The sequence below is a fragment of the Thermaerobacter composti genome, assembly GCF_033582035.1.
Lineage (GTDB): Bacteria > Bacillota > Sulfobacillia > Thermaerobacterales > Thermaerobacteraceae > Thermaerobacter > Thermaerobacter composti.
This window is the reverse complement of sequence record NZ_CP132508.1, coordinates 251,291-273,570: the sequence shown is the minus strand read 5'-3', so window position 1 is coordinate 273,570 and position 22,280 is coordinate 251,291. Positions and strand designations below refer to the sequence as shown.

Genomic DNA, 22,280 nt, shown 5'->3' with positions numbered 1-22,280 from the left:
CGGAGTCGCCCCCTCGCTGGCCGACCGCCGGCGTCGGCACCGCCGCCGCCCCGGTCGTCCACCCCCGCCACCGCCCGGGGGACGCAGGCGTCACAGCAGGTGGGACAGCGGCGCCTGCGCCACGGGACGGCCCCCCCGCAAGTAGATGCGGGGCACCCGCCGCCCGATGCCGGTGACCACCTCGTACCCGATGGTATCCATCCAGCCCGCCATCTCGTCGGCGGTGATCGCCTCGTCCCCCTGCCGCCCGATGAGCACGGCCTCGTCGCCCACCGCCACCGGCCCCGCGTCGGTCACGTCGACCATCACCTGATCCATGCACACCCGGCCGACGATGGGCACCCGTCGGCCGCCGACCAGCACCTGCCCGCGGTTGGAGAGGGCTCGCCGGAGCCCGTCGGCGTAGCCCACGGGCAGGACGGCGATGCGCGAGGGGCGACGGGTGACGAAGGTCGCCCCGTAGCTGATGGGGGTGCCGGCGGGCACCTCCTTGACCAGGGCCACCCGCGTCTTCCAAGCCAGCGCCGGCCGGAGGTCGAAGGCGGCGACGGCGCCGCGGAACGGCTCCAGGCCGTAGAGGGCGATGCCCGGCCGGACCAGGTCGTAGCGGGCCCCCGGCAGCCGCAGCAGCGCCGCGCTGTTGGCGGCGTGCCGCAGGAGCGGGCGCAGGCCGCGTTCGTCCAGGGTCGCGACGATCCGGCCGAAGCGGGCCAACTGCTCCTCGGTGAGGGGGGCATCGGGGTCGTCCGCCGTCGCCAGGTGGGTGAAGACGCCCACCAGCTCCAGCCCGCCCAGCCCCGCGATCCGGGCCGCCACCTCCGCCAGCCGGGGGTGGTCCCAGCGCAGCCCCAGGCGCCCCATGCCGGTGTCCACCTTGAGGTGGACCCGCACCCTGCGGCCCTCCCGGCGGGCGGCCTCGGCCAGGGCCCGGGCCTCCTCCTCGCTGCTCACCGTCAGCTCGAGGTCGTAGCGGAGGGCGAGGCCGTACTGCCATGGCGGCGTCCAGCCCATCACCAGGATGGGGCACGCGATGGCCGACTGGCGCAGGTGGACGCCCTCCTCCACGACGGCCACGGCCAGGCGCCGGGCCCCGTGGGCCAGGGCGGTGCGGGCGACCATCACCGCCCCGTGGCCGTAGCCGTCGGCCTTGACCACCGCCATCAGCTCGGCGGGGGCGGCAAGCCGCTGCAGGGTCTCCACGTTGTGGGCGATGGCGTCCAGGTCCACCTCCACCCAGGTGGGGCGCATCGGGCGCACCCGGCCCGGCCCTTCCACGACGGACTCCTCCTCCGGTGGGTCCTCCTATCGGGTCGTCGGGTCGGTCTGCCAGGGCCACGACGCCGCCCACGGCCGGCGGCCGCCGCGGCACGGCGCCGCTCCCACCCCGGCCGCCGCGGGGGATTCAGCCCGGCGGGGGCCGCTGGTGTCGGGATGCTCCCCCGGATGCGGGGCCCGTAACACGGCATGGCGGGACCTCGTCCCGCGCCGGGGCGCGGCGGCCACGGGCCCGGGACCGCAAGGCGCGAAGCGGCGCGGATCCCTAAGATGGCTTCGCTGGCAGGATCCCGGACCCTGTCGCCGGACAGCAGCGGGCTACGGCGGGTGGGATCCGGCCGGGCCTGGACCCTGTCCCCGGGCGGCGGCCGACGGCGCTGGGCGGGACCCGCCCCAGACGCCTTCACCGGCGGTCGCCCGCGGGGGCCGAGCAGGAGTCGGGGGGCCGTCCGGGCCGAGGCCCTGTCGCCTGGTGATCGCCCGCGGGAGTCGGGCAGGGGTCGGGGGAACCGCCGGTCGCAGGCGTCTCGCCCCGCAGCGGCCGGCGCCGCCGGCGGGATCCGGTCAGGCCGAGGCCTCCTGGGCCGGCGGTCGCTGGCGGGCGCCGACCGGCGCCGACGGGGTGCAGCGGGCAGGGCCGCCCGCGGTCCGCCCCTGCGGCACGCACGCCGTGACCCCGGCGGCTCCCGGCCAACGTGGTCGGCATCCCGCCGGCGTGGATCCCACCGGTGTAGGTGTGGGGGGTCGACCCGTCCTGCGTCCCCCGCTAGCGTCCTGCGCCCCCCGCTAGCTGACGGGCGCGCCATCGCCCTCGAGGGGTGGCCGCAACCATGCGACGCCCGGGATGCCGAGCGCCGCCGCGGATCCGGGCGACCCCCGGCGGATGCGGTCGAGGGCCTCCGGCAGCCGCGCGATGAGCTGGGTCGCCTGCACGGGGATGCCCTCCGCGGGCGCCGCCAGCTCGCCCGCCAGGGCGTGGACGAACACGGCCACCAGGGCGGCCGCCAGCGGCTCGAGCCCCTGGGCCAGGAAGGCGCCCACGATGCCGGCCAGGGCATCGCCCATACCGGCGCTGGCCATGCCGGGATGACCCCGCGTGCAGATGTAGAGCTCGCCGCCCGGGCCGGCGATCAGGGTCCCGGCCCCCTTGAGCACGGCGACGGCGCCCGCCCGGCGGGCCAGTTCCACGGCGGCCCGCGGCCGCTCGGCCTGGACCCGGGCCGTGGTCCAGCCCAGCAGCCGAGCGGCCTCCCCCGGGTGGGGCGTCAGCACGAGAGGGAAGGAACCCGGCCGCTCCCGCAGCCGATCGATGCCCAGGAGGGCCGCCAGGTTCAGCCCGTCGGCGTCGAGGACGGTAGGCCGGCAAACCGGCCCGTCCGCGGCCGAGCCGGCCGCCGCGGCGCCCTCGGGCGCGCGGGCGCCCGGCTCCCCGTCGGTCCCTGGGGCCCCATCGGCCGGGCGACCGTGGGGCGCATCGGCCGGGCGGTCGTCGTCCGACGCCCCCTCCGCCGGATCCCTCGCAGCCGGCCTGTCGAGGCCGAGCCACGCGGCCAGGCAGGCGGCAGCGCCGGGGCTCTGCCCGAGGCCCGGCCCGATCACCCGCACGACCCGGCCCCGCCGCTCCCGTTCCCGCTGCGCCAGCGCGGTGGCGGCCGCCGCGTCCCACTCGCCGCCGGCTGTGGCGGGCAGGGCCCAGGTCATGATCTCCGGGCGGTGGACCGCGGCCTCGGTCCGCACCGGCGCGGGCACGGCCAGGGTCACAGTACCCGCCCCGGCCTGCAGGGCGGCCGTCCCCGCCAGCACCGCCGCTCCCACCTGCCCCGGCCGGCCGCCGGCTACGACGACGTGACCCGCCCAGCCCTTGTGGGCATCCCAGGGGCGCCGGGGAAGGAGGGCCGCCACGCCGGCCGCATCGAGGACGCGGGCGGAGGGGAAACCTCCGGTGCCGCCGCCGGGCGCGCCGGCTTCCGCCTCACCGCCCGTCCCGCCGACGCCGGTGCCGGTCTCCTGCGGCCAGCCGATGTCGACCACGAAGACCTGCCCGGCCCGTTCCGGGCCCTGGCCGAGCACGAGACCCCACTTGGCCGCGGCGAAGGTAGCGGTCCAGGTGGCGCGCGGCACCACCGGCGCCGCCTCCCCGGTATCGGTATCGAGGCCGGAGGGCAAATCCAGGGCGAAGACCGGCACCCCCGCGGCTCCCACCACCTGAAGGGCCCGGGCGGCCAGGGGACGCGGGGCGCCCCGGACCCCCACGCCCAGCAGGGCATCGACCACCACCCGGGCGCGGGCGACGGCAGCTTCCAAGTGATCGAGAAACGGGTCCACCGCCAGCCCCACCCCGGATCCCGCACCGGCCGCGGCCGGCGGACCGCCCGCCGCCGGCCGGTCCGCCGCGGGTTGCGGCCCGGTCTCGGTGTGCGGACCCGCCGCGCCGGCCGAGCCCGCCGCGGGTGGGCGGGCCGCCCCGGGCTCCGGGAACTCGGCCGCCACCGGTGCCGCCCCGGCCCCCGTCCCGGGGTTCTGGTGCTGGTGCGGTCCCTGCTGGGCGCCCGGGGCCGGTTCACCCGCCAGCGCGAACGCCGGTACGCCCGCACGGGCCAGCAGCGACCATTGCACCGCCGCCTCGCCCCGCAACCGGCCGGGCTCCGCCAGCAGGAAGACCTTCACCGCCGCGGGCCCCGCCCAGCGGGCCACCCAGCGGGCCAGCACCATCCCGTCGCCGCCGTTGTTCCCGCCGCCGGCCAGGACCACCACGGGCTGCCGCGCCGAGAAGGGGCCCGCCACCTTCCAGAGCAGGGTGGCCGCCGTGCGCCCCGCCGTCTCCATGAGCACCGGACCGCCCAGCCCGGCGTCCGCGGCCAGGCGGTCGCCCCGCCGCACCGCTGCCGCGGAGAGCACCCACACCCCTCTAGGCCCCGGATCCCCTTCCAGGGCGGCGCCGCTGGCTGGCGCGGTGCCGGTGGCGGGGGTCCCTGCCGGCCTCGCCGGCTCTCCAGAGGTCGCGGGTCCCCCTCGCGGGGCCCCGGATGCCCCGCCCGGCGTCGCGGGCACCCCGGCTCGAGGACCTGCAACCCCTCTCCCTGCGATGCCGGCCGGTTCTTCCGCCGTCAAGGCCGTCCCTCCCCGGGGCCGGTCCCTTCCAGGATGACCTGGGCCACCGCCCACTGGCCGTCGTGGGACAGACTGAGGTGGATGCGCTGGACGCCCGCCGCCCGGGCCAGCGCGGACGCCCGGCCCGCGACCTCCAGCCACGGCCGGCCCCCCTCGTCCTGGCGGACCCGGATGTCCCGCCAGCGCAGCCCCCGCAGGCCCGTGCCCAAGGCCTTGGCGAAGGCCTCCTTGGCCGCCCAGCGGGCCGCCAGGCGCCGGGCCCGGTGGGGCCCGGCGCCGGCGGCGGCCAGTTCGTCCGGAGAGAAAACCCGCTCCGCCCAGCGCCACCCCCGGCGGCGCAAGATGGCTTCGATGCGCTCCACCTGCACGATGTCGATCCCGGTCCCGACGATCACGCCCGTCGCTCTCCTCTCTCCTCTTTCTACCGCAGCGGGGGGCCCGGCAAAAGGTACCGGGAAGGGAAGGTCGAGGGGTTCGCGGTGAAGCGGCTCCGCCAGGGGGCGCCCTACCCCATCCGGCGAGCCGGCATCGTTGCAGGGTGGCTCCCGGGCAATGGACCGAGCGGCTCCGACAGTCGGTGCTCCTGTCATACGCCGAGCGCCCTCCCCGGCCGCTGCGGGAATGGCGCTCGGCACCCGTGGTGATGAATGGCCCGGCTCACCCGTCGCGATCACCAGGCCCTCAGGCCGGGGGCGCTGAACGGCGACTGCAGCAGTCCCCACACCACGGGACTCCAGGCCAACAGGGTGAGGACCACGGTACCGACGACCCACGGGGTCAGCCGGTTGAGCCACACCGGCACCGGCATGCCGCCGTCCAGGGGCTCGGCAACGGGTACCGCCTGCCGCGCTGGAGCTTCCGCACCGCGCATCGTCACCACGACGACGCCCACGAACAGCAGCATGCTGACGAAAAGGAGCGCGCCGCCCACGGCCGTCATCACGCCGCCGGCCTGGGCCTCGGCGATCTGGTACGCGGCCTGGGACCACCAGGTGCGACGGGGCACCCCCTCCAGCCCCATCGCCGCCATCCCACGGCCCATGATGGCCATGCCGAGGAACCACAGCCACACCTGGGCCAGCGCGACCCGCCGGCCGCGCAGCGCACGGCCGGTCAACTCGGGAATCAGCCAGTAGCTGATGCCCATGAAGGTGAGGGTGACGGCGCTGCCTACGGTCAGGTGGAAGTGCCCCACCACGAACAGCGTGTTGTGGACCAGCAGGTTCAGGACATAGGAGGCGTTGATCAGGCCCGACGCCCCGCCCACGGTGAAGAGCACCATGGCCAGCAACTGGGCCGCCACCGAGGGTTCCCGCCACGGCAGGGCGCGGATCCACCCCAGCCATCCCCGGCCCCCGCGCTGGCGTCCCGCGATCTCCAGGGAGGCCACCACCGTGAAGGCCGTGATCAAGCTCGGCAGGAAGACCACAAAGGTCAGAAAGCCGTGCAGCATCTTGCTGTGGGTGGCGACCCCGGGGTCGGTGTACATGTGGTGGACGCCGACGGGCAGGGAGAAGGGGATGAACAGCAGCAGGGCCAGCCGCGCCATGGATTCGCTGAACAGCTTGCCGCCCGCCTGGCGCGGCAGCATGAAGTACCACGACAGGTAGGCCGGGAGCAGCCACCAGTACACGATGGGATGGCCCGTCAGCCAGAACAGGCTGCGCGTCAGCAGCGGGTCGATGCCCTCCCGCAAGCCCAGCGACCACGGGATGAGGTAGATCACGAACTCCGTCGCCACGCCGCTGGTGGCGAGGGTCCACATGGTCAGCGTCACCAGGGTACCGAAGGCCAGTAGGGGCGTCTTCCGGCCCGGGTTGTCGCGCTTCCACGCTCGGTACGTCAAGAAGACGTTGGCCGCCAGCAACCACGTGCCGACGACGGCGAACAGGGCCACTCCGGTGTAGAAGGTCCAGTGCCCCTTCAGGGGCGCGTAGGCGGTGAACAGGACGGTGGCCCGGTTGGTCAGAATGGCGAACAGCGCCAGGGCAAGGCCGGCCCACATGATCCACAGGGTGGCCCGGCTCAGACGCCGGCTCTGCAAGGGGCGGCCGAAGCCCCGCACCGCGGTGAACGTCAGGAAGCCCACGTTGAAAAAGCTGGTCCAGATCAGGGCCAGCGCGACGCCGTGGAGGGTGAGCCCCTGATAGTAACTCTTGATCAAGGGTAGGTTCTGGTACAAATCGATGCGTGCCTTGTCGAGGGCCTGCAGCGGGCCCATCAACACGCCCAGCACCAGGCCGAAGAAGATGGCGGTGAGCAGGTGCTTGCGGGCGTCGGCATAATCCCCACGGAACTCCAGCGGAATGCCGCGAGATTCCATGGTCGTCACGTCCCCCTCGATGCCGCCGGCCTCATTCGACGACGATCCGGCCCGACATCACGTGATGCCCGATCCCGCAGTACTCGTGACAGAAGAACGTGTACTCGCCCGGCTCGTCGAAGGTATATTGCACGTGGGTCACCTGGCCCGGGATGATCATCGTGTTCACCGTGGTTCCTGGAATCATGAAACCGTGAATCACGTCCTTGCTCGTCACCACGAAGTCGACCGTCGCACCCCGGGGAATGCGGATCTCGTTGGGCTCGTATCCGAAGGCCTGCGCCGTCATGACGACCTCATACCGGTTGGGCCCTACGGCACGAACTCCCGGTGAGGTGAAGGGCGGATCATTCGCCGTCACGCGTGCCGGCGCCGCCGTCCGGTGGTCGACGCCGGCCGCGTGGGCGTCACCCGAACCGGGCAGGCGAATGCCCATGCCGAAGGTGGTGTACGCCAGCACCAGAACAAGCGCGAGCTGGAAGGCTGCGCTGACCCAGATCCACATCTTTTCGTAGCGGTCGACGTGCACGACCATCGCCTCCCGAAGCTGCTCCCAGAGGGGTCGTGCGAGGCAGCGGGGTCACGCACTGCGGAGCAACCTGAAGTACATGTAGCTCCACATGGCGGCGATGCCGAGCAAGTAGAGGAACACGACCAGCAGGGTCCCCTTGGGTGCCTCTATATCCCGAACGCCCTTTTCCACGGGGGCGACCTGTTGCAACCCCTCCCGTTCCGCAACCCGCCGCCGGCTGGTGGCCATGGCCTGTCACCTCCCGGGTCTCTCGTTATGGAGGGCGACGCCGGCGGCGAAGTCCGATGCCGTCGGCCTTCGCCGCCGGTGGCCGGCCCGCGGTCGGCCGCGGGCTCGGCATCACCTTCACCGTCGGGCACCAACCTGAGGCCGACATGAGTGGAACCTGAGTAGAAGCTGAAGACTTGGGCTCCCGCATGGACCGGCCGGTCAGGCCGACGACAAAAAAGGGGAGGGAGGGCGCGCACGCGCGCCCTCCCTCCCCCTGAGGTGCGTTTCCGCGGAGACGCCGTCAGGCCGCACCCCGTCGGCCGTCCCCCGGCTCCCGGCTGAGCATCCTGCGGCAGCCCTCAATCATTGCTTGGCCGCAAGACCCTGTCTAAGGCATCGCGGGATCGTCGTCACACTCCTTGGCCGGGTCCAACGGCTCTTCGATCTGGAGTTCGGTCTTGATGTCGAGGCTGCGGTGCTGGTCGCTCTTGAGATACTCGGCTATGATCTTGGCCTCCCGGTCGTCGATGGGAGCCCCGTTGCCCCGCATCTTCTCCACAATGGCGTCCCACTGGTCACCCCGGGCGTTGTTGCGGATGATACGGCCCACGTCATGGCAGATCGTGCACTTCTGGAAGAACAACGCCTCGGCCTCCGAGCGGGGCTCCGGCATCACCAGCCTGGCGGCCTTGGCGATGACCTCCTTGGCCTGGTCCTTGTTCGCCTGCCACCGGGCGATGACGTCCGGGGGGACGTTGGACTTCAGCGCCATGCAGCCATGCCGTTGGGGTTGAGACCCACCGCCACGTCCTTGATGCGTTCCATCTTCTCCACATCGATGATGGAGATCGAGTTGGCGCCCCAGTTGGTGACGTAGGCGGTCTTCCCGTCCGGCGAGAAGTAGATCCAGTGCGGGTTCTGGACGACCGGGATCTCCTTGATGACCTCGAAGGTCGCGAAGTCCAGCACGCTGATGTGCTGGGCGCCGTTGTGGTTCACCCACACGTTGCCGTCGGGACCGTAGTAGGCGATGTTGGCCCCGCCGCCCGTCTTGACGGTCTTGATCAGCTGGCCCTTGTCCGCGTCGATGAAAGAGAAGGAGCCGTCGGCACGATTGCCGGTGGCGATGACGTGGGTCTTGCCAAGGAACTCCACGTTCACCGGCTTGGGCACGTTCCCGACCCGGTGGACAATCTGGTCCGTCGCCGTGTCGATGATGATCACTTCATCATCCAGGGTATTGGCGACGGCCACGTACTTGCCGTCGGCCGACATCCCCAGGCGCCACCCAGTCGCCGTAACGGATGGTCACCAGCACCCAGCGCTGGTCCTTGGTGATGTACGGGTGGTGCGGCACGCCGCCCTCGGTGCGGATGAACTGCACCGGCTCGCCCGTGGCCAGGTCGACCACGGTGACACCCTGGCTCACCTCGTCGGCGACGTAGGGCCAGCCGTTACCGTCCCACCGGGGATCGAGTTCGGGCCCGGCAGCGTTCTGGGACTCGTACCAGCGCACCTCGTAGTCGGGATCGAAGGTCGCCGCCGGGGTCATCACCCCGCCGCACGCAGCGAGGAAGAGCGATGCGGCCACCAGCCCGGCCACGCCGAGGCGGGTGGTCCCATGCAGCCCGGGACGTCCGCGAGCACGGAATGGCTCTGCGCCCGCGTGATGGTGCTCTCCCATGATGGACGGACCTCCTTCAAGGCACGACGCTGCCGCGGAGGACTCGCGCCTTGGACGAACAGGCCGTCGACGGTATCCTCGGCCCGCAGGCGACCGGCCACCGCGGCATCGGATGTCCACATCGATCAGATCCCCATGGGCCGACACGTCCTTCTTACCCGCCGAGGGCCTGGCGCCACATTTGCACGACGGATCCCCAGACCACCATGGCGACCATCCAGCGCAGCGCACCGGCCCGGACCCGTTTCGATAGGTACCCCCCCACCTGGGCGCCGGGGACCGAACCCAGCACCAGCGCCAGCGCCAGCGGCCAGTCGACCTGCCCCGTCGCCACCTTGCCCGCCATGCCGAAGGCGGCGGTGAAGAGGACGATGGCCAGGGTCGAGCCCAGGGTGACCCGCGTCGGGATCTTGAGCACGTACATCATGAGAGGCACGTAGATGAAGGCGCCCGGCGCCCCGACGAGCCCGCCCACCAACCCCACCGCCAGGGCGATGGCCACGGCCAGCGGCCGATGGAAGCGGACTTGGTCCGCCGTCGCGTCCGGATCTCCCTCCCGGCGGGGCAGGAACATCAGCACGCCCGCCAGCGTGGCGATGCTGGCGAAGAGAAGGAGCAACGCGCGGGCGTTCACCAGGTCGGACAGCAGGCCGCCCGCCAGGGCGGCAAGGGCGCTGGCTCCTCCCATGGTCAGGACCAGGTCCTTGTGGACGAACCGGTTGCGCCAGTGGACCACCATGCCGGACAGCGCCGCGAAGAACACCTGCACGATGGTGATGGCGGCCACCTGCTTCATGTCCAGGGCCGGGAAGCCGAACAGCGGCGGGACGAACAGGAGCAGCGGAACCATGAGGATCGCCCCGCCGAGTCCCAGCAATCCCGAGAAGAACCCGCCGGCCAGGCCGATCAGGAAGAGCAGGGCGCTCATCTGGGCCTTCCTCCCCCATGTCTTGTCTCACGTCCGCGGATGCCTCAAGCGCCCCGTTCCCGCACATGGCCGCGGGGTGCACCGGGCGCCCGGGTTCGGACCCGGGCGCCCGCTCCCAGCGCTCAAAAGGTGACGTTGACGTCGGCCTCGGCCGCGAAGGCCAGGAAGGTGGCCGCGCCACCAGGCTCGACCCCGTCCACCAGCTGGTCGAGGCCGATGCCCATGACATCCATGGTCATCTGGCAGCCGATCAGCTTGACGCCCGATTCCTTGGCAATCTCCAGCAGCTCAGGCACCGAAGGCACGTTGTGCTTCTTGAAGCCCTCCAGCGCCGGCTGCAGGTGCTCGGGCACCGGCAACTGCCGATTCGCTTCCTTATGGATGATCTTCAAGCCGTCGAAGGTGAAGAAAACCTGGACCTCCGCCCCCATGGCGGCGGCTGCCGTGGCGATGTTCAGCACCTTGTACGCGTCGTCGATGTTGCCGTGGCTGGCGATGATGGCGACGCGACGAGCGGACATGGAAGGCCCCTCCTTTGCGCTTTCGTCAAACCGTGCAGCCTTGCGGTGCTTGGGCTACCCGAGGTGCGGGGCGCTTTGCCAACCCAGACGTCAGGACGCTGTCGATGACGGGGCGTCCTCGGCGCGGCCGCGCTCGACCGGCCCCGACCAGGCGGACATGCCCGGCACCACGTTGACCACCTTCTCGAAGCCGGCCTGTTCCAGAATGCGGCAGGCGTAGGCGCTGCGGCGGCCGCTGCGGCAGACCACGGCGATCTCGGCAGTCCGGTCGAGCCGGTCGGTGAAGTCGACCAGCGACTCGATGGGTACGGAGAGGGCACCGGGGATGTGGCCGGCCTCGTACTCCTCGGGCTCCCGCACGTCCAGCACGATCGGCGCCTCGCCAGCCTCCAGGCGCCGGGCCAGTTCCTCGTTGCGGATCTCCCGGGGAAAGAGGGGACCCTTCTCCTTGGTCTCGGGCACCAGCTTCTTGACGTACAAGCGGAAGAAGCCCTCGTCCTCGACCACACCGAGGAACTTGTGCTCCGTCTGCTCGCACCAGCCGCGGAAATCGGCCGGCGCGCCCCGGTCGGTGGCCAGCACCTCGAGGACCTCCCCGACCTGCAGGGCGTCCATGGCCTTGCGCGCCCGGACGATGGGCAACGGACAGGACAGACCGCGCGCATCGATGGTGGCATTGGGCTTGAACGTGGTGCTCATCGGCGACCCCCCTGCTGTCTTCAGGCGGCTTGTTCGGCCAGGGCACACACGTTGCGCCCCAGCTCCAGCTCGGATGCCTCATCCTCGCTCGGACGCAGCAAACCGAGGTTGACCCGCTTGATGTCCACGTATTGCTGCGGGAATTCCGGCAAACGGGCCATGATGAAGTCGACGAAGGCGCGTTCGCCGGCCACCAGGGCCTGCAGTCCCTCGTTGGACCGCTTGAGGTCCCCGAGCCGAGCGGCGACGCGGCCGCGGGCGTCGGCCTCCTGCGGCCGGCTGAAGTGTCCGGGAAGAACCAGCGTGGAGTCGGGCAGTTCCATCAGCCGCAGGAGGGACCGGTAATACAGGGGCGTCCAGGTCTCGGCCCGGCCACCCAGGTCCGGGCGGGCGATGGACTCGACGAAGATGGTGTCACCGCTGAACAGGTAGCGACCGTCCAGCAGGTAGACCACCTGTCCCAGGGTGTGCCCGGGCACGTGGATTGCACGCAAGGTGGCACGGCCCACACGGAACTCCTTCCCGTCGTACACCGGCTGGTAGCGGAAGGTCGCGGGCAACACGTCCATGGGGTGAATGGCGTCGTAGGGGTGCAGGTGATAGGGCACGCCCAGTCGTTCTGCCAGTTCGGCGCCGCTGCTGATGTGGTCGGCGTGGGCGTGGGTGTCCAGGACCCGGGTGATGGTCATGCCGTGCCGGCGCACGAACTCCAGGTAGCGCTCGGCGTGGCGCAGCGGGTCGATGATCACCGCCTCCCCCTCCGAGGCCACCAGATAGCTCAGGCAGCCGCGGGCAGGGCGGTTGACCTGATAAACGGCAAGGCCCTCTTCCTCCACCACGGGGACGAATTCGCAATGGTCGCCCCAGGCGACCATGCCGCCGCGCAAGCTGACGGCATCATAGCCCAGCTCGCGGAGCCCCTGGGCCACATACCCGGAGGTGCCGCCGTGGGCGCACACGACCACGATCCGCCCTTCCCGGGGCAGGTCGTCCACCCAGTGCCGGCGCGCGTAGGCCTTGGCGGATGCGGTGAGATCGTCTTCCTCGGCCTCGGCCAGGATCTCGTAGTACGGCACGTGGATCACCTGCAGGGGCTGGCGGCCTTCGATCCGCCAGCGGCGAAACTCCTCGTCATTGCGGAGATCGATCACGAACGGGGTCTCGCCCCGGTCCAGCATCCGCTTGAGCTCACCGGCGTCGATCTCCCCAGGCGTCCGCGTCCTCGCGTCCACCGCTTGTCCCTCCCCTCACCGTCCCTGGCCGGAGCCGTATTCCACCGGACCCTTCCACCGTTGCATGCCGCCCGCCAGGTTGCGGACGTTGCGGAAGCCCTTCGCCTTCAGCCATTCCTGGGCGAGTCCGGAACGGTTGCCACTGCGGCAGACGAGGATGATCTCCTGGTCGGTCGGCAAGTCGCGGGACCGCGCGAGCACCTCGCCCAAGGGCAGGAGCCGTGCCCCTGGGATGTGCCCGCGGGCGTACTCGTCGGGCTCGCGGACGTCGATGATCAACGGGGCGTCACCGGCTTCAAGTCGCCGGCGTAGCTCGTCAGGGGTGACGACATCTGGAAACCCACTCCCCATCGGGATGGCGCCCCTCCTCGGCCGCGATCTGCCGCCGAGCCGGCGTCGCCCATCGATCCCGGACGGCACCGGCTCGGCAAGGACTGGCCGGAACAGTATTTAAGCAACTACTGAAAATCTGAGGGTAAGTATAGCGGGCGTCCTCTCATCGCGCAACCCCTAGGACGAAGCGCCAGGTGCCGGCGGAACCGCACGTGGTCCGGGCAGGCACCGGGGACCGACCCCGCAGGCGTGCACCGCCAAGCCGATTCACAGGATCCATGGGCTTGACACCGCTCCCCGGGGAGGACGATAGTTGAAGTGATTAAGAAAATAATTAGCGATGCTGGCTCGGGGAATGGGGAAGTGGTCGCCGATGACATCCGAATGGACGGACACGGAGAGGCAATTGCTGGAACTCCAGGCGCGCCTTTGCCACGTGCTGGCCAGCCCCAAACGGCTGGAGATCCTGTACACCCTGGCCCGTGGAGAGATGACCGCCGGTGAGCTGGCCCGCGCCGTGGACACCACCACGGCCAACCTGTCGCAGCACCTGGCCCTCATGCGCCAGTACGGCCTGGTCGCGTCCCGCAAGGAAGGGCTCAACGTGTATTACCGACTCGCGTCGCGCGAAATCCTGGAGGCGTGTCAGGCGGTGCGCCAAGTGCTGTTGGACCACCTCCGGCGCAACGCGAGGTTGGCCGCCGAGAGCGACGCCAATCCACCGCACGAGCGGCCGTGACGAGGCGAATCCTACGCAGACGGGGACGCGGGGGAGGGATCCTCGATGGCAGAGCTTGACTACACGGTGGCTACGGACAAGCCGGTGGACGAGGCCATCCAAGCGCTGCAATCCGCGCTGGCCGAGCGCAAGTTCAGCGCCCTCTGGCACCTGCACGTCAACGAGAAGCTGCGGGAGAAGGGCTTCCACCTGGAACCCGACTTCCACATCTTCGAGGTCTGCAACCCTGCCAAGGCCAAGCAGGCCCTGGAGACCGATCAGAAGGTCGGTTACCTGCTGCCTTGCAAGATCGTGGTGTACGCCGACCGCAACGACGGCAACCGCACGAAGATCGGCCTGCTGCGCCCGCAGACGTTGATCGGGCTGCTGGACGACGAGCGGCTTCGGGACCTGGCCAACGAGGTGGAACAGGAGCTGCGCGCGGCGGTGGATGCGGCGGCTCGCTGAGGCCGCCGCATCCTTTTCCGGGGCGGCCAGGCCGCGCCGGTGGGGACCGATGCGGGGCGAGCGGCCCAGCGTATCCGCCGCCCCGAGCCCACAGGAGATGGTGGACCATGTCCCGGAGAAAGCGCCTGGTGGTGGTCGGGGGCGTCGCGGCCGGCATGAGCGCCGCCTCCCGGGCGCGTCGCCTCGATCCTGACCTGGAGATCGAGGTGTTCGAGCGCAGCGGCTTCGTCTCGTACGGGTCTTGCGGCTTGCCCTACTTCGTCGGCGGCCTGATCCGCGAACCCGGCGAGCTGGTGGTCTACACGCCGGAGTTCTTCCGCCAGAAACGCAACATCGCCGTTCACGTCCAGCACGAGGTCACGGCCATTCATCCGGACGAACACTACCTGGAGGTACGCGACCTCGTGACCGGGCGCCAGCGGCAGGTGGAGTTCGACAGCTTGATCTTGGCCACGGGCGCCCGGCCCGTCGAGCCGCCCATCCCCGGCCTCGACCTGAAGGGTGTCCATTCCCTCCGGCTGGTCGAGGACGGCATCGCCGTCCGCGAGCACGCCCGGACCCTGGTGGCCCAGGGGCGACGCAAGGCGGTCGTCATCGGCGGCGGCTACATCGGGCTTGAAATGGCCGAGGCCCTGGTCACCGTCGGGATGGAGGTCGCCATCGTCGAGCGCCTCCCCCAGGTCATGCCCAACCTGGACCCGGAGATGGCCGAGCTGGTCCACGATGAATTGCGCCGCCACGGTGTGGCGCTGTATCTGGGCGAGGGGGCACGGGCCGTGCTGGGCGACGGTGACCGCGTGCGGGCGCTCGACACCGACGCCCGCACCCTGCCGGCCGATCTGGTCCTGGTGGCCGTGGGCGTGCGGCCCAATTCCGAGCTGGCCGAGGCGGCCGGCATCGAGCTGGGTGCCGGGCGGGCGATCAAGGTGGACGAGTTCATGCGCACGTCGCACCCGGCGGTCTATGCCGCCGGCGACTGCGCCGACACCATCCACCGCGTCAGCGGCCGGCGCGCCTACATTCCCCTCGGCACCACCGCCAACAAGCAGGGGCGCGTGGCCGGCGAGAACGCCGCCGGCGGCCACGCCCGCTTCCCCGGGGTACTGGGTACGGCCATCGTCAAGGTATTCGACCTGGGCGTCGCCCGGACGGGCCTGACCGCCCGCGAGGCCGCACTGGCGGGCCTGGACGCCGCGGCCACCACGATCCGCCACGGCTCCCGCGCCCACTACTACCCCGGTGCCGGCAAGCTGCACGTACGGCTGGTCCACGGGCCTGACGGCCGCCTGCTGGGCGCCCAGATGGCGGGACCGGTCGATGCCGTCTTGCGCATCGACACGCTGGTGGCGGCCCTACATGCAGGCATGACGGTGGACCAGCTCTACGAACTGGACCTGGCCTACGCGCCCCCCTTCGCGCCCGTGTGGGATCCGGTGCTGGTGGCCGCTCGCCAGGCCATGAACGCCATCCGGGGCGTGTCGGACTAGATGCGTCTCCGACGGCGCATGCAGCCGGTCGCCCCGGCAGGCGGGAACACTGTTCCCGAGAGAGCGCTGGTTTCACTGGTTTTGAAGGTTTCCGGTCGGGCGGTGGGTGTTCGGCGGCAACCGGCGGCCAGCGCGCCGCCCGGCCGGGGCTCCCGGGATCCGCAAAGAGAGGGATCCCTGAGAGGAGGTGACGAAAGGGATGAAGATCTCCGATCAGGACCGGCGGGAGATCCAGCGGCGCTTTGAGGCGATGGAATCACCGGTGGTCCTCAAGCTGTTCGTCCGCGCAGACAAAGACGAGTGCCCCTACTGCGAGGACACCCGCCAGCTGCTGGAAGCGGTGGCGGAGCTCGACGACCGCATCACCCTCGAGGTCCACGATGTCGACCTGGAACCCGAGCTGGCCGAGCGCCACGGCGTCGACATGGTCCCGGCCATCCTGTTCGCCCGGGCGGACGGCAGCGACACCGGGATGCGGTTTTACGGCATTCCGGCCGGTTACGAGTTCGGGACGCTGATCGACGACATCGTCGACGTCTCCCGCGGTGTCGCGGGGCTGTCCCCGGAAACCGAGGCATACCTGCGGTCGCTGGACACCGACGTCCACCTGCAGGTGTTCGTCACGCCGACGTGACCGTACTGTCCCCGGGCGGTCCGCCTGGCTCACAAGATGGCCCTCGCCAGCGACCGGGTGCGGGCTGACGCCATCGAGGCCATGGAGTTCCCCGATCTGGCCAACCGCTTCGCAGTCTTCGGCGTTCCCAAGACCGTGGTGAACGGGTCGGCCGCCATCGAAGGCGCGGCGCCAGAACCACACCTGCTGGCGTTGATCAAGGAGGCCCTTTCCTGACAGGGTTCCTCGGACGTGGCGACCCGCCGGTCTCCGGCGGAGGCCGGCGGGTCGTCGTATCCCCTGTTGGAGCCACCCCACCACCAGGCCGGCGGGCAAGGCACGGTCGGCACGAGCCGAGATCCCACGCCGCTCGAGCCGGCGCGGATCCCCGCCGGTCAAGCCGGCTCGACCAGGATGGCGTACTGCTCCTGCTCCGGATAGTGCCTTCGGCCCAGGATCTTGAAACCCTCACCGGTCAACCATCCGGCCAGGTCCGCCTCGGCAATGCGCTCCGCCCGGGGTGGACCCACCTCACCGGCCCCCTCCGGATCGAACTCCGCCACCACCATGCGGGCGCCCGGCAACAGCCAGCGGTGAAGGCGACCCAGGACCGCCCGGGGATCCGGAATGTGATGGAGCACATGGGCCAGGACCACCTTGCGGGCGTGCTGGGGCGGGATGACCCCGGCCAGGTCGTCCTGGGCGATGTCCGCCTGGATGGCGCGCACGTTGTCGAGGCTCTCCCCCTCCACCTGCCGGCGCAGAAAGCGCAGGGCCTCGGGCCAGTGGTCCACGGCGTACACGCGGCCGTGGGGCTGCACCCGGCGGGCGGCCAGCAGGCTGGTGAGCCCCGGCCCCGCACCCAGGTCCACCAGGTGATCTCCGGGCCGGAGGTCCAGCCACTCCAACCACTCCTCCACCAGGGCTTGACGCCGTTTCTGGTGCTCGAAGATCTCCGCCCAGGAGACCTGAGCCTCCCACGGCCCGTGGTGCGCAGCACCATGGCTCCTCCTCCCATGGTGCGCAGCCTGCGGCGCAGGCTGGTTCGCCGCGCCAGCGTGGTCTGCCGAGAACGGCGGGCATGCCATGCCCCCACCTCCTCCTCCATCCTGACCCGATTTTCTCATCGGCCAGCACAGGCCTGCACAACACCACGTCCCACCGGGAGGAACCAGCGCCTCCACGCCGCAATCCTTAGACCGGAAAGGAGCGACGACGGTGATCGATCCCCGCGTCCGCAAGATGGCCCAGGTGCTGGTCCGCTACTCCCTGGGGCTGGAGGCCGGCGACCACATCCTCATCCAGACGTCGGACCTGGCCACGCCGCTGGTCCAGGCGATCTACAGGGAAGCCCTGCGGGTGGGTGCCTTCCCCCAGGTGCTGGCCCAGCTGGAGGGGCTCAGCGAGATCTACCTCAAGGAGGCCTCCGAGGAGCAGCTGCGCGTCCTCACACCCTTGGACCGCCTGGCGTACGAGCAGTACCAGCATTCCCTCGTGATCCACGCGCCCCACAACGTGAAGGCGCTCAGCGGGGTGGACCCGCGGCGGCTGGCCATCGCCCAGGAGGCCCGGCGCCCGCTGACGGAGAGGCTGATGGCCCGCGTCGGCCAGGGCGGCAAGTACTGCGTCACCCTCTTCCCCACCCAGGCGCTGGCCCAGGAGGCCGGCATGTCCCTCGCCGACTACCAGGCGTTCGTCTTCGCGGCATGCCGCCTGGACGACGACGACCCCGTCGCCAGCTGGCAGGCGGTCAGCCGCCGGCAGCAGCGGCTGGTGGAGTTCCTGAACGGCGTCCGGGAGATCCGCGTGGTGGGCGACGGCACCGACCTGACCCTCTCGGTGACCGGCCGGACCTGGATCAACGCCGACGGGCACATCAACTTCCCCGACGGCGAGGTGTTCACCGGCCCGGTCGAAGACAGCGTCCGCGGCACCATTCGCTTCAGCTTCCCGGGGATCTTCCAGGGGCAGGAGATCGAGGACATCCGGTTGCGCTTCGAGGACGGCCGGGTGGTGCAGGCCGAAGCCGCCCGCGGCCAGGCGCTGCTGGACGCCCTGCTGGCGACCGACCCGGGCGCCCGCTACGTCGGCGAGTTCGCCATCGGCACCAACGAGCGGATCACGCGCTTCAGCCGCAACCTGCTCTTCGACGAGAAGATCGGCGGCACCGTGCACCTGGCCCTGGGGGCGAGCTACCCCATCACCGGCGGGCGGAACCGGTCCGCCATCCACTGGGACATGATCTGCGATCTGCGCCAAGGCGGCGAGATCTACGCCGACGGTCAGCCGATCTTCCGCGACGGCCGGTTCCTCCTCGAGGTGTAGGCCGGCCCGCGACGAGGTGGAGCCGGCCCTCCGTCCCGTGCGGCGGCCATCCGCTTCGCCGCGGCGGCATCGGCATCGCCGGTGGCTGAAGCCGGACCGGGTGCGCCTGGCCTTCGTCCCCGCCAAGCCCACGGGGCGACCCCGCTCTGGGACGAACCCGGCGTCGCGGTGGGGCCGCCTCCTGCGAGGCGCCCCCACGGCGCCTCCCTGCGGCGCCGCGGGCGCGTTCCTCCCGAGTCCGGGCGTGACGCGGCCGTTCCCCGCATCGAACGACACCACGACCCGCCGCACCTTGCCGCCGGCCTCCTCCCGGCGTGCCGCTTCTGCAGTCGGCCCAAGCCCTGGAACGAAGCGGTCCAGGGCCCCACGTCCTTACCGGCCTGCCACCTCCGATGCCGCCGCCCACCACCACCGCCCGTCCCGCACCTCCGCCCGCACGGCGCCCTCCCGCTCCAGGGTCGCCAGCACGCCCAAGAGGGCCGTGCGGTTCAGCACGTAGGCCACGGGCTCGCCCATGGCGGCCCCTCGCTGGGCTGCCAGCTCGGCCAGCAGGTCCTCGGTCCCCGCCGGTCCCCGCCGCAGCCGGTCCGCCGCCCAGTGCAGCAGACGCCGGACGGCGGCGGCGTTGGCATCCAGCACCGCAACCAGCTCGGGCCCCGCCTCCACCGCCGGCCCGTGGCCGGGGACGAACCAAGCCGCCTCCACGTGCCGCAACCGCTCCAGGGACTCCAGCGTCCGGCCGGCGTCCACCAGGTAGGGGATGGGATGCTTGGCCAGGGGCTCGAAGCCCATGAAGCTGTCGGCGGCAAACAGGACCCCGTCCACCAGATACCCCACCTGGCCCAGGCTGTGACCCGCCAGGTCGACCACCCGGATGCTCACCTCGCCCAGCTCCAGCACCTGGCCCGGTTGGACCTCGTGGTCCACCGGGGACGGTTCCGCCAGGAGGAACCGGTTCCGCAGGCCGGCGATGGGCGCGGCACCGCCGAAGAGGTACACCGGCTCGTAGACGGGTTGACGGATCACCGCCGCCTCTACCGCCAGCGCGTAGACGGGGACGGTGCTCTTGCGCAGGATCTGCGCGTTGCCGCCGAAGTGGTCGGCGTGGGCGTGGGTGTTGAGGACCGCCCGCACCGGCGCCCCCAAGGCCGCGGCGGCGCGCAGGATCCTGTTGGCGGCCGTCCGGTCGAGGCCGGTGTCGATGACGAGCACGCCCTCGTCGGTGCGTACGAGCCCGCTGTTCACCGCCCCGGGGAGCAGCGTCACCCGGTCCGTCAGTCGGATGGTCTCCACGGTCCCGCCCCCGATCGACCGACGCAGACTTCCATCCGTCGCCGGTGCGCTCCTGCCTCGGCGCGGGGCGGCCCCAGACCGCATCGGTCCTCGTCCCCGTGCGTCGGTCCCGCCCACGCGGGTGTGACCTCGGGGCTCGCCGCCCGGATCCAGGATCTCGGGCCCCCACGGTGAAAGGTCTCCACGCGCACGGTCCAGACGGCGGGGCGGCGATCGCCGCCCACGGCCGGCTGGGAGGGAGGACCGCTTCGTATGACGACCCAGGTCATCAAAGCCGATGACGTCTTCTTGCTGACCGACGAACGCGGCGACATCCCGGCCGGCGCTCCCGGCGGCCTCGGCCTCTTCACCCGTGACACGCGCTTCCTCAGCCGCTTCGAGCTGCGGCTCAACGGGTCGCCGCTCCTGGCCCTCACGGCGGAGGCGGAGCGCGGTGATACCGGCCGGGTGTTGTTGGTCAATGCGCCGGCCGCGACAGGAGGGCCCCAGGGTCTGGCCCGGGACTCGGTGGTCCTCGAGCGGTTGCGCATCGTCGCGGACGGGGTCCTCTACGAGCGACTGACCGTGACCAACCACCATCGCGCTCCCCAGGAGGTCGAGGTCGCGTACGAGGTCGACGCGGACTTCGCCGACGTCTTCCTCGTGCGCGGATACCCGGCCCGTCGCAGGGGCCTCATCACCGCCCGCCGGATCGACGCCAGGGGGCTGCGGGTACGCTACGACGGCGCCGACGGCATCCGGCGCGAGACGCGGATCCGGTTCAGCGAACCCGCCGCGACCTGGGACCAGCCGGGTCGCTTCCGGTTCCGCATGGCCCTCCAACCCGGAGAGCACCGGACGCTGACCCTGACCGTCGAGCCCGTGATCGGAGCCGACCGCGGCGACGTCGCAGGCGGGGGGAAGGCGAAGGGGCACCGCAACCGGTGCGGACCGGACGCCCCGTCCGCCGCAAGGCGGGAGCCGGTGCGCTCCCTCGAGCAGGCCTTGGCGGCTGCCGAGGACGCGTACCGGCGATGGCAGGAGGCGCTGCCCCGCGTCGAGTCGTCCCACCCCCTCTTCGACCGCCTCGTCCGGCGGAGCCTCGACGATCTCCGGATGCTCACCATCGACCTGGGCGACGGCCCGCTCCCGGTGGCCGGCATCCCATGGTTCGCGGCCCCCTTCGGTCGCGACAGCTTGATCGCCGCGCTCCAGGCGCTCCCCTTCCTGCCCGAGCTGGCCCGCGGCACGCTGCGCTCCCTGGCCCGCCTGCAGGGCCAGCGCGTCGATGCCGCTCGGTCGGAGGAACCCGGCAAGATCCCCCACGAGATCCGCTTCGGCGAGCTGGCCAACACCGGCCAGGTGCCCTTCGGCCGGTACTACGGCTCGGTGGACGCCACCCCGCTGTTCCTCATCGTGGCCGCCGAGTTCTACCGCTGGACGGGGGACCGCACCCTCGTGGAGGGCCTGTGGCCCCACGTCGATGCCGCGTTGCGGTGGATCGAGCATCATGGCGACGTCGACGGGGACGGCTTCGTGGAGTACCGGGGCGACGGCACCGGCCTGATCAACCAGGGATGGAAGGATTCCGGCGACGCCGTGGTCCACCGCGACGGCACCCTGGCGCGCGGTCCCATCGCCCTCTGCGAGGTCCAGGGCTACGTCTACGAAGCCCTACGCCAGTGGGGCCGGATCCTCCGGGAATGGGGCGAGGCGGAGCGGGCGGCGCAGCTCCAGACGGCGGCGCAGCGACTGAGGGAACGCTTCAACCAGGCCTTCTGGATGGACGACGAGGAGTTCGTCGCCCTGGCCCTGGACGGCGACAAACGGCAGGTGGCCGTGATCACGTCCAATGCAGGCCATCTGTTGATCACCGACCTCTTGGGGCACGAGCGGGCCGCTCGCGTGGCGCGCCGCCTCCTGGAACCGGACCTCTTCTCCGGCTACGGCATCCGCACCATGAGCAGCCGCGAGCGGGCCTACAACCCGGCCAGCTATCACAACGGCTCCGTCTGGCCCCACGACAACAGCCTGATCGCCTGGGGGATGGCGCGGCAGGGCTACGGGGAGGGCGTGCACAGGATCCTGGCCGGCCTCCTCGCCGTGGCCGAGCAAGCGACGTCGCACCGTCTGCCCGAGCTCTGGTGCGGGTTTTCGGCCGCTGCGGGCCCGTTCGTCCCCTACCCGGCGGCCTGTGCGCCCCAGGCCTGGGCAGCGGGAGCCCCCTTGCTGCTCGTGCGGGCGCTCCTGGGATTGGAACCGGACGCACCAGCCGGCGTCATCCGGCTGCAGCCGGTGCTCCCCCCGTGGCTGGCCGGCGTCCGGTTGCGCGGTCTGCGCGTCGGTGGCGGCCGGCTGTCGCTGGAGGTCCGGCGGAGGACGGCCGAGGATGGGAAAGCCGGGTCCGCGTCGGCCGAGCGAAGGGGCGTGGGTCCGGGACGGTCCGACGAGGAGCCCCTCGTTGCGATCCTGGAGAACGACACCGGACTCCGCGTCGTCGTCGGTCGATGAGGGGGATGGGCAGCGGCAGGCGAGGCCGCCCGGCTGGC

22 protein-coding genes are annotated in these 22,280 nt (G+C 71.4%); 6 read left to right on the top strand and 16 right to left on the bottom strand.

The features are described 5' to 3' along the window. Positions 1 to 90 precede the first annotated feature (90 nt). The 14 genes from alr to Q5761_RS01090 form a co-directional block, all read right to left on the bottom strand. Positions 91 to 1,275, bottom strand: coding sequence for an alanine racemase (alr, locus tag Q5761_RS01155; protein WP_318750860.1), 1,185 nt, complete (start codon positions 1,273 to 1,275; stop codon positions 91 to 93). Positions 1,276 to 2,061: 786 nt separating this feature from the next. Then, positions 2,062 to 4,173 carry a bifunctional ADP-dependent NAD(P)H-hydrate dehydratase/NAD(P)H-hydrate epimerase gene (locus Q5761_RS01150; RefSeq protein ID WP_318750859.1) on the bottom strand — a complete coding sequence of 704 codons (2,112 nt, stop codon included), beginning with the start codon at positions 4,171 to 4,173 and terminating at the stop codon, positions 2,062 to 2,064. Positions 4,174 to 4,382: 209 nt separating this feature from the next. Beyond that, positions 4,383 to 4,781: a holo-ACP synthase gene (locus Q5761_RS01145; RefSeq protein ID WP_135224789.1), complete on the bottom strand. Its 399-nt coding sequence runs from the start codon at positions 4,779 to 4,781 to the stop codon at positions 4,383 to 4,385. Positions 4,782 to 5,056: 275 nt separating this feature from the next. Further along, entirely contained in the window at positions 5,057 to 6,709 is a 1,653-nt protein-coding gene (locus tag Q5761_RS01140) for a cbb3-type cytochrome c oxidase subunit I (RefSeq protein WP_318750858.1), read from the bottom strand. Between the two features lie 31 nt (positions 6,710 to 6,740). Beyond that, the gene (locus Q5761_RS01135) at positions 6,741 to 7,244 is read right to left on the bottom strand and encodes a cytochrome c oxidase subunit II (RefSeq protein WP_243123746.1); all 504 of its coding nucleotides are present in this window, start codon (positions 7,242 to 7,244) and stop codon (positions 6,741 to 6,743) included. A gap of 45 nt (positions 7,245 to 7,289) precedes the next feature. After that, a complete protein-coding gene (locus Q5761_RS01130; RefSeq protein WP_318750857.1) occupies positions 7,290 to 7,469 on the bottom strand; it encodes a hypothetical protein in 180 nt (59 codons plus the stop codon). 370 nt (positions 7,470 to 7,839) lie between these two features. Further along, on the bottom strand, positions 7,840 to 8,223 hold the full coding sequence (locus Q5761_RS01125) for a c-type cytochrome (RefSeq protein WP_135224787.1): 384 nt from the start codon (positions 8,221 to 8,223) through the stop codon (positions 7,840 to 7,842). Then, the gene (locus tag Q5761_RS01120) at positions 8,214 to 8,726 is read right to left on the bottom strand and encodes a YncE family protein (protein ID WP_135224786.1); all 513 of its coding nucleotides are present in this window, start codon (positions 8,724 to 8,726) and stop codon (positions 8,214 to 8,216) included. The genes Q5761_RS01125 and Q5761_RS01120 overlap by 10 nt, the downstream gene beginning before the upstream one ends. Further along, entirely contained in the window at positions 8,680 to 9,135 is a 456-nt protein-coding gene (locus tag Q5761_RS01115) for a hypothetical protein (RefSeq protein ID WP_318750856.1), read from the bottom strand. Before Q5761_RS01115 ends, Q5761_RS01120 begins: the two co-directional genes overlap by 47 nt. A gap of 154 nt (positions 9,136 to 9,289) precedes the next feature. Beyond that, on the bottom strand, positions 9,290 to 10,063 hold the full coding sequence (locus Q5761_RS01110; protein WP_318750855.1) for a sulfite exporter TauE/SafE family protein: 774 nt from the start codon (positions 10,061 to 10,063) through the stop codon (positions 9,290 to 9,292). Between the two features lie 122 nt (positions 10,064 to 10,185). After that, entirely contained in the window at positions 10,186 to 10,584 is a 399-nt protein-coding gene (locus Q5761_RS01105) for a DsrE/DsrF/DrsH-like family protein (protein WP_135224783.1), read from the bottom strand. 90 nt (positions 10,585 to 10,674) lie between these two features. Continuing rightward, on the bottom strand, positions 10,675 to 11,283 hold the full coding sequence (locus Q5761_RS01100; RefSeq protein WP_135224782.1) for a sulfurtransferase TusA family protein: 609 nt from the start codon (positions 11,281 to 11,283) through the stop codon (positions 10,675 to 10,677). Positions 11,284 to 11,303: 20 nt separating this feature from the next. Continuing rightward, positions 11,304 to 12,515, bottom strand: coding sequence for an MBL fold metallo-hydrolase (locus Q5761_RS01095; protein WP_318750854.1), 1,212 nt, complete (start codon positions 12,513 to 12,515; stop codon positions 11,304 to 11,306). 15 nt (positions 12,516 to 12,530) lie between these two features. Further along, on the bottom strand, positions 12,531 to 12,866 hold the full coding sequence (locus Q5761_RS01090) for a rhodanese-like domain-containing protein (RefSeq protein WP_135224781.1): 336 nt from the start codon (positions 12,864 to 12,866) through the stop codon (positions 12,531 to 12,533). A 388-nt stretch (positions 12,867 to 13,254) separates the two neighbouring features. Between Q5761_RS01090 and Q5761_RS01085 the strand changes: the two genes are divergently transcribed. From Q5761_RS01085 to pdo, 4 genes are all read left to right on the top strand, one after another. Then, positions 13,255 to 13,587, top strand: coding sequence for a metalloregulator ArsR/SmtB family transcription factor (locus Q5761_RS01085; protein WP_318750853.1), 333 nt, complete (start codon positions 13,255 to 13,257; stop codon positions 13,585 to 13,587). Positions 13,588 to 13,632: 45 nt separating this feature from the next. Then, the gene (locus Q5761_RS01080; protein WP_135224779.1) at positions 13,633 to 14,034 is read left to right on the top strand and encodes a DUF302 domain-containing protein; all 402 of its coding nucleotides are present in this window, start codon (positions 13,633 to 13,635) and stop codon (positions 14,032 to 14,034) included. Positions 14,035 to 14,141: 107 nt separating this feature from the next. Continuing rightward, a complete protein-coding gene (locus Q5761_RS01075; RefSeq protein WP_135224778.1) occupies positions 14,142 to 15,521 on the top strand; it encodes an FAD-dependent oxidoreductase in 1,380 nt (459 codons plus the stop codon). Positions 15,522 to 15,720: 199 nt separating this feature from the next. Continuing rightward, positions 15,721 to 16,371 carry a protein disulfide oxidoreductase gene (gene pdo / locus Q5761_RS01070; protein ID WP_135224777.1) on the top strand — a complete coding sequence of 217 codons (651 nt, stop codon included), beginning with the start codon at positions 15,721 to 15,723 and terminating at the stop codon, positions 16,369 to 16,371. Between the two features lie 158 nt (positions 16,372 to 16,529). Here the strand turns inward: pdo and Q5761_RS01065 are convergent, their stop codons facing one another. Then, on the bottom strand, positions 16,530 to 17,222 hold the full coding sequence (locus tag Q5761_RS01065; RefSeq protein WP_318750852.1) for a class I SAM-dependent methyltransferase: 693 nt from the start codon (positions 17,220 to 17,222) through the stop codon (positions 16,530 to 16,532). Between the two features lie 130 nt (positions 17,223 to 17,352). On the opposite strand from Q5761_RS01065, the gene Q5761_RS01060 reads away from it, so the two are divergent. Further along, complete coding sequence (locus Q5761_RS01060; protein ID WP_318750851.1) at positions 17,353 to 18,459, top strand: aminopeptidase; 1,107 nt, start codon at positions 17,353 to 17,355, stop codon at positions 18,457 to 18,459. 372 nt (positions 18,460 to 18,831) lie between these two features. Here Q5761_RS01060 and Q5761_RS01055 read toward each other — a convergent pair whose 3' ends face one another. Beyond that, entirely contained in the window at positions 18,832 to 19,752 is a 921-nt protein-coding gene (locus tag Q5761_RS01055) for an MBL fold metallo-hydrolase (RefSeq protein WP_318750850.1), read from the bottom strand. 252 nt (positions 19,753 to 20,004) lie between these two features. On the opposite strand from Q5761_RS01055, the gene Q5761_RS01050 reads away from it, so the two are divergent. Beyond that, entirely contained in the window at positions 20,005 to 22,242 is a 2,238-nt protein-coding gene (locus Q5761_RS01050; RefSeq protein ID WP_318750849.1) for an amylo-alpha-1,6-glucosidase, read from the top strand. Positions 22,243 to 22,280 lie beyond the last annotated feature (38 nt).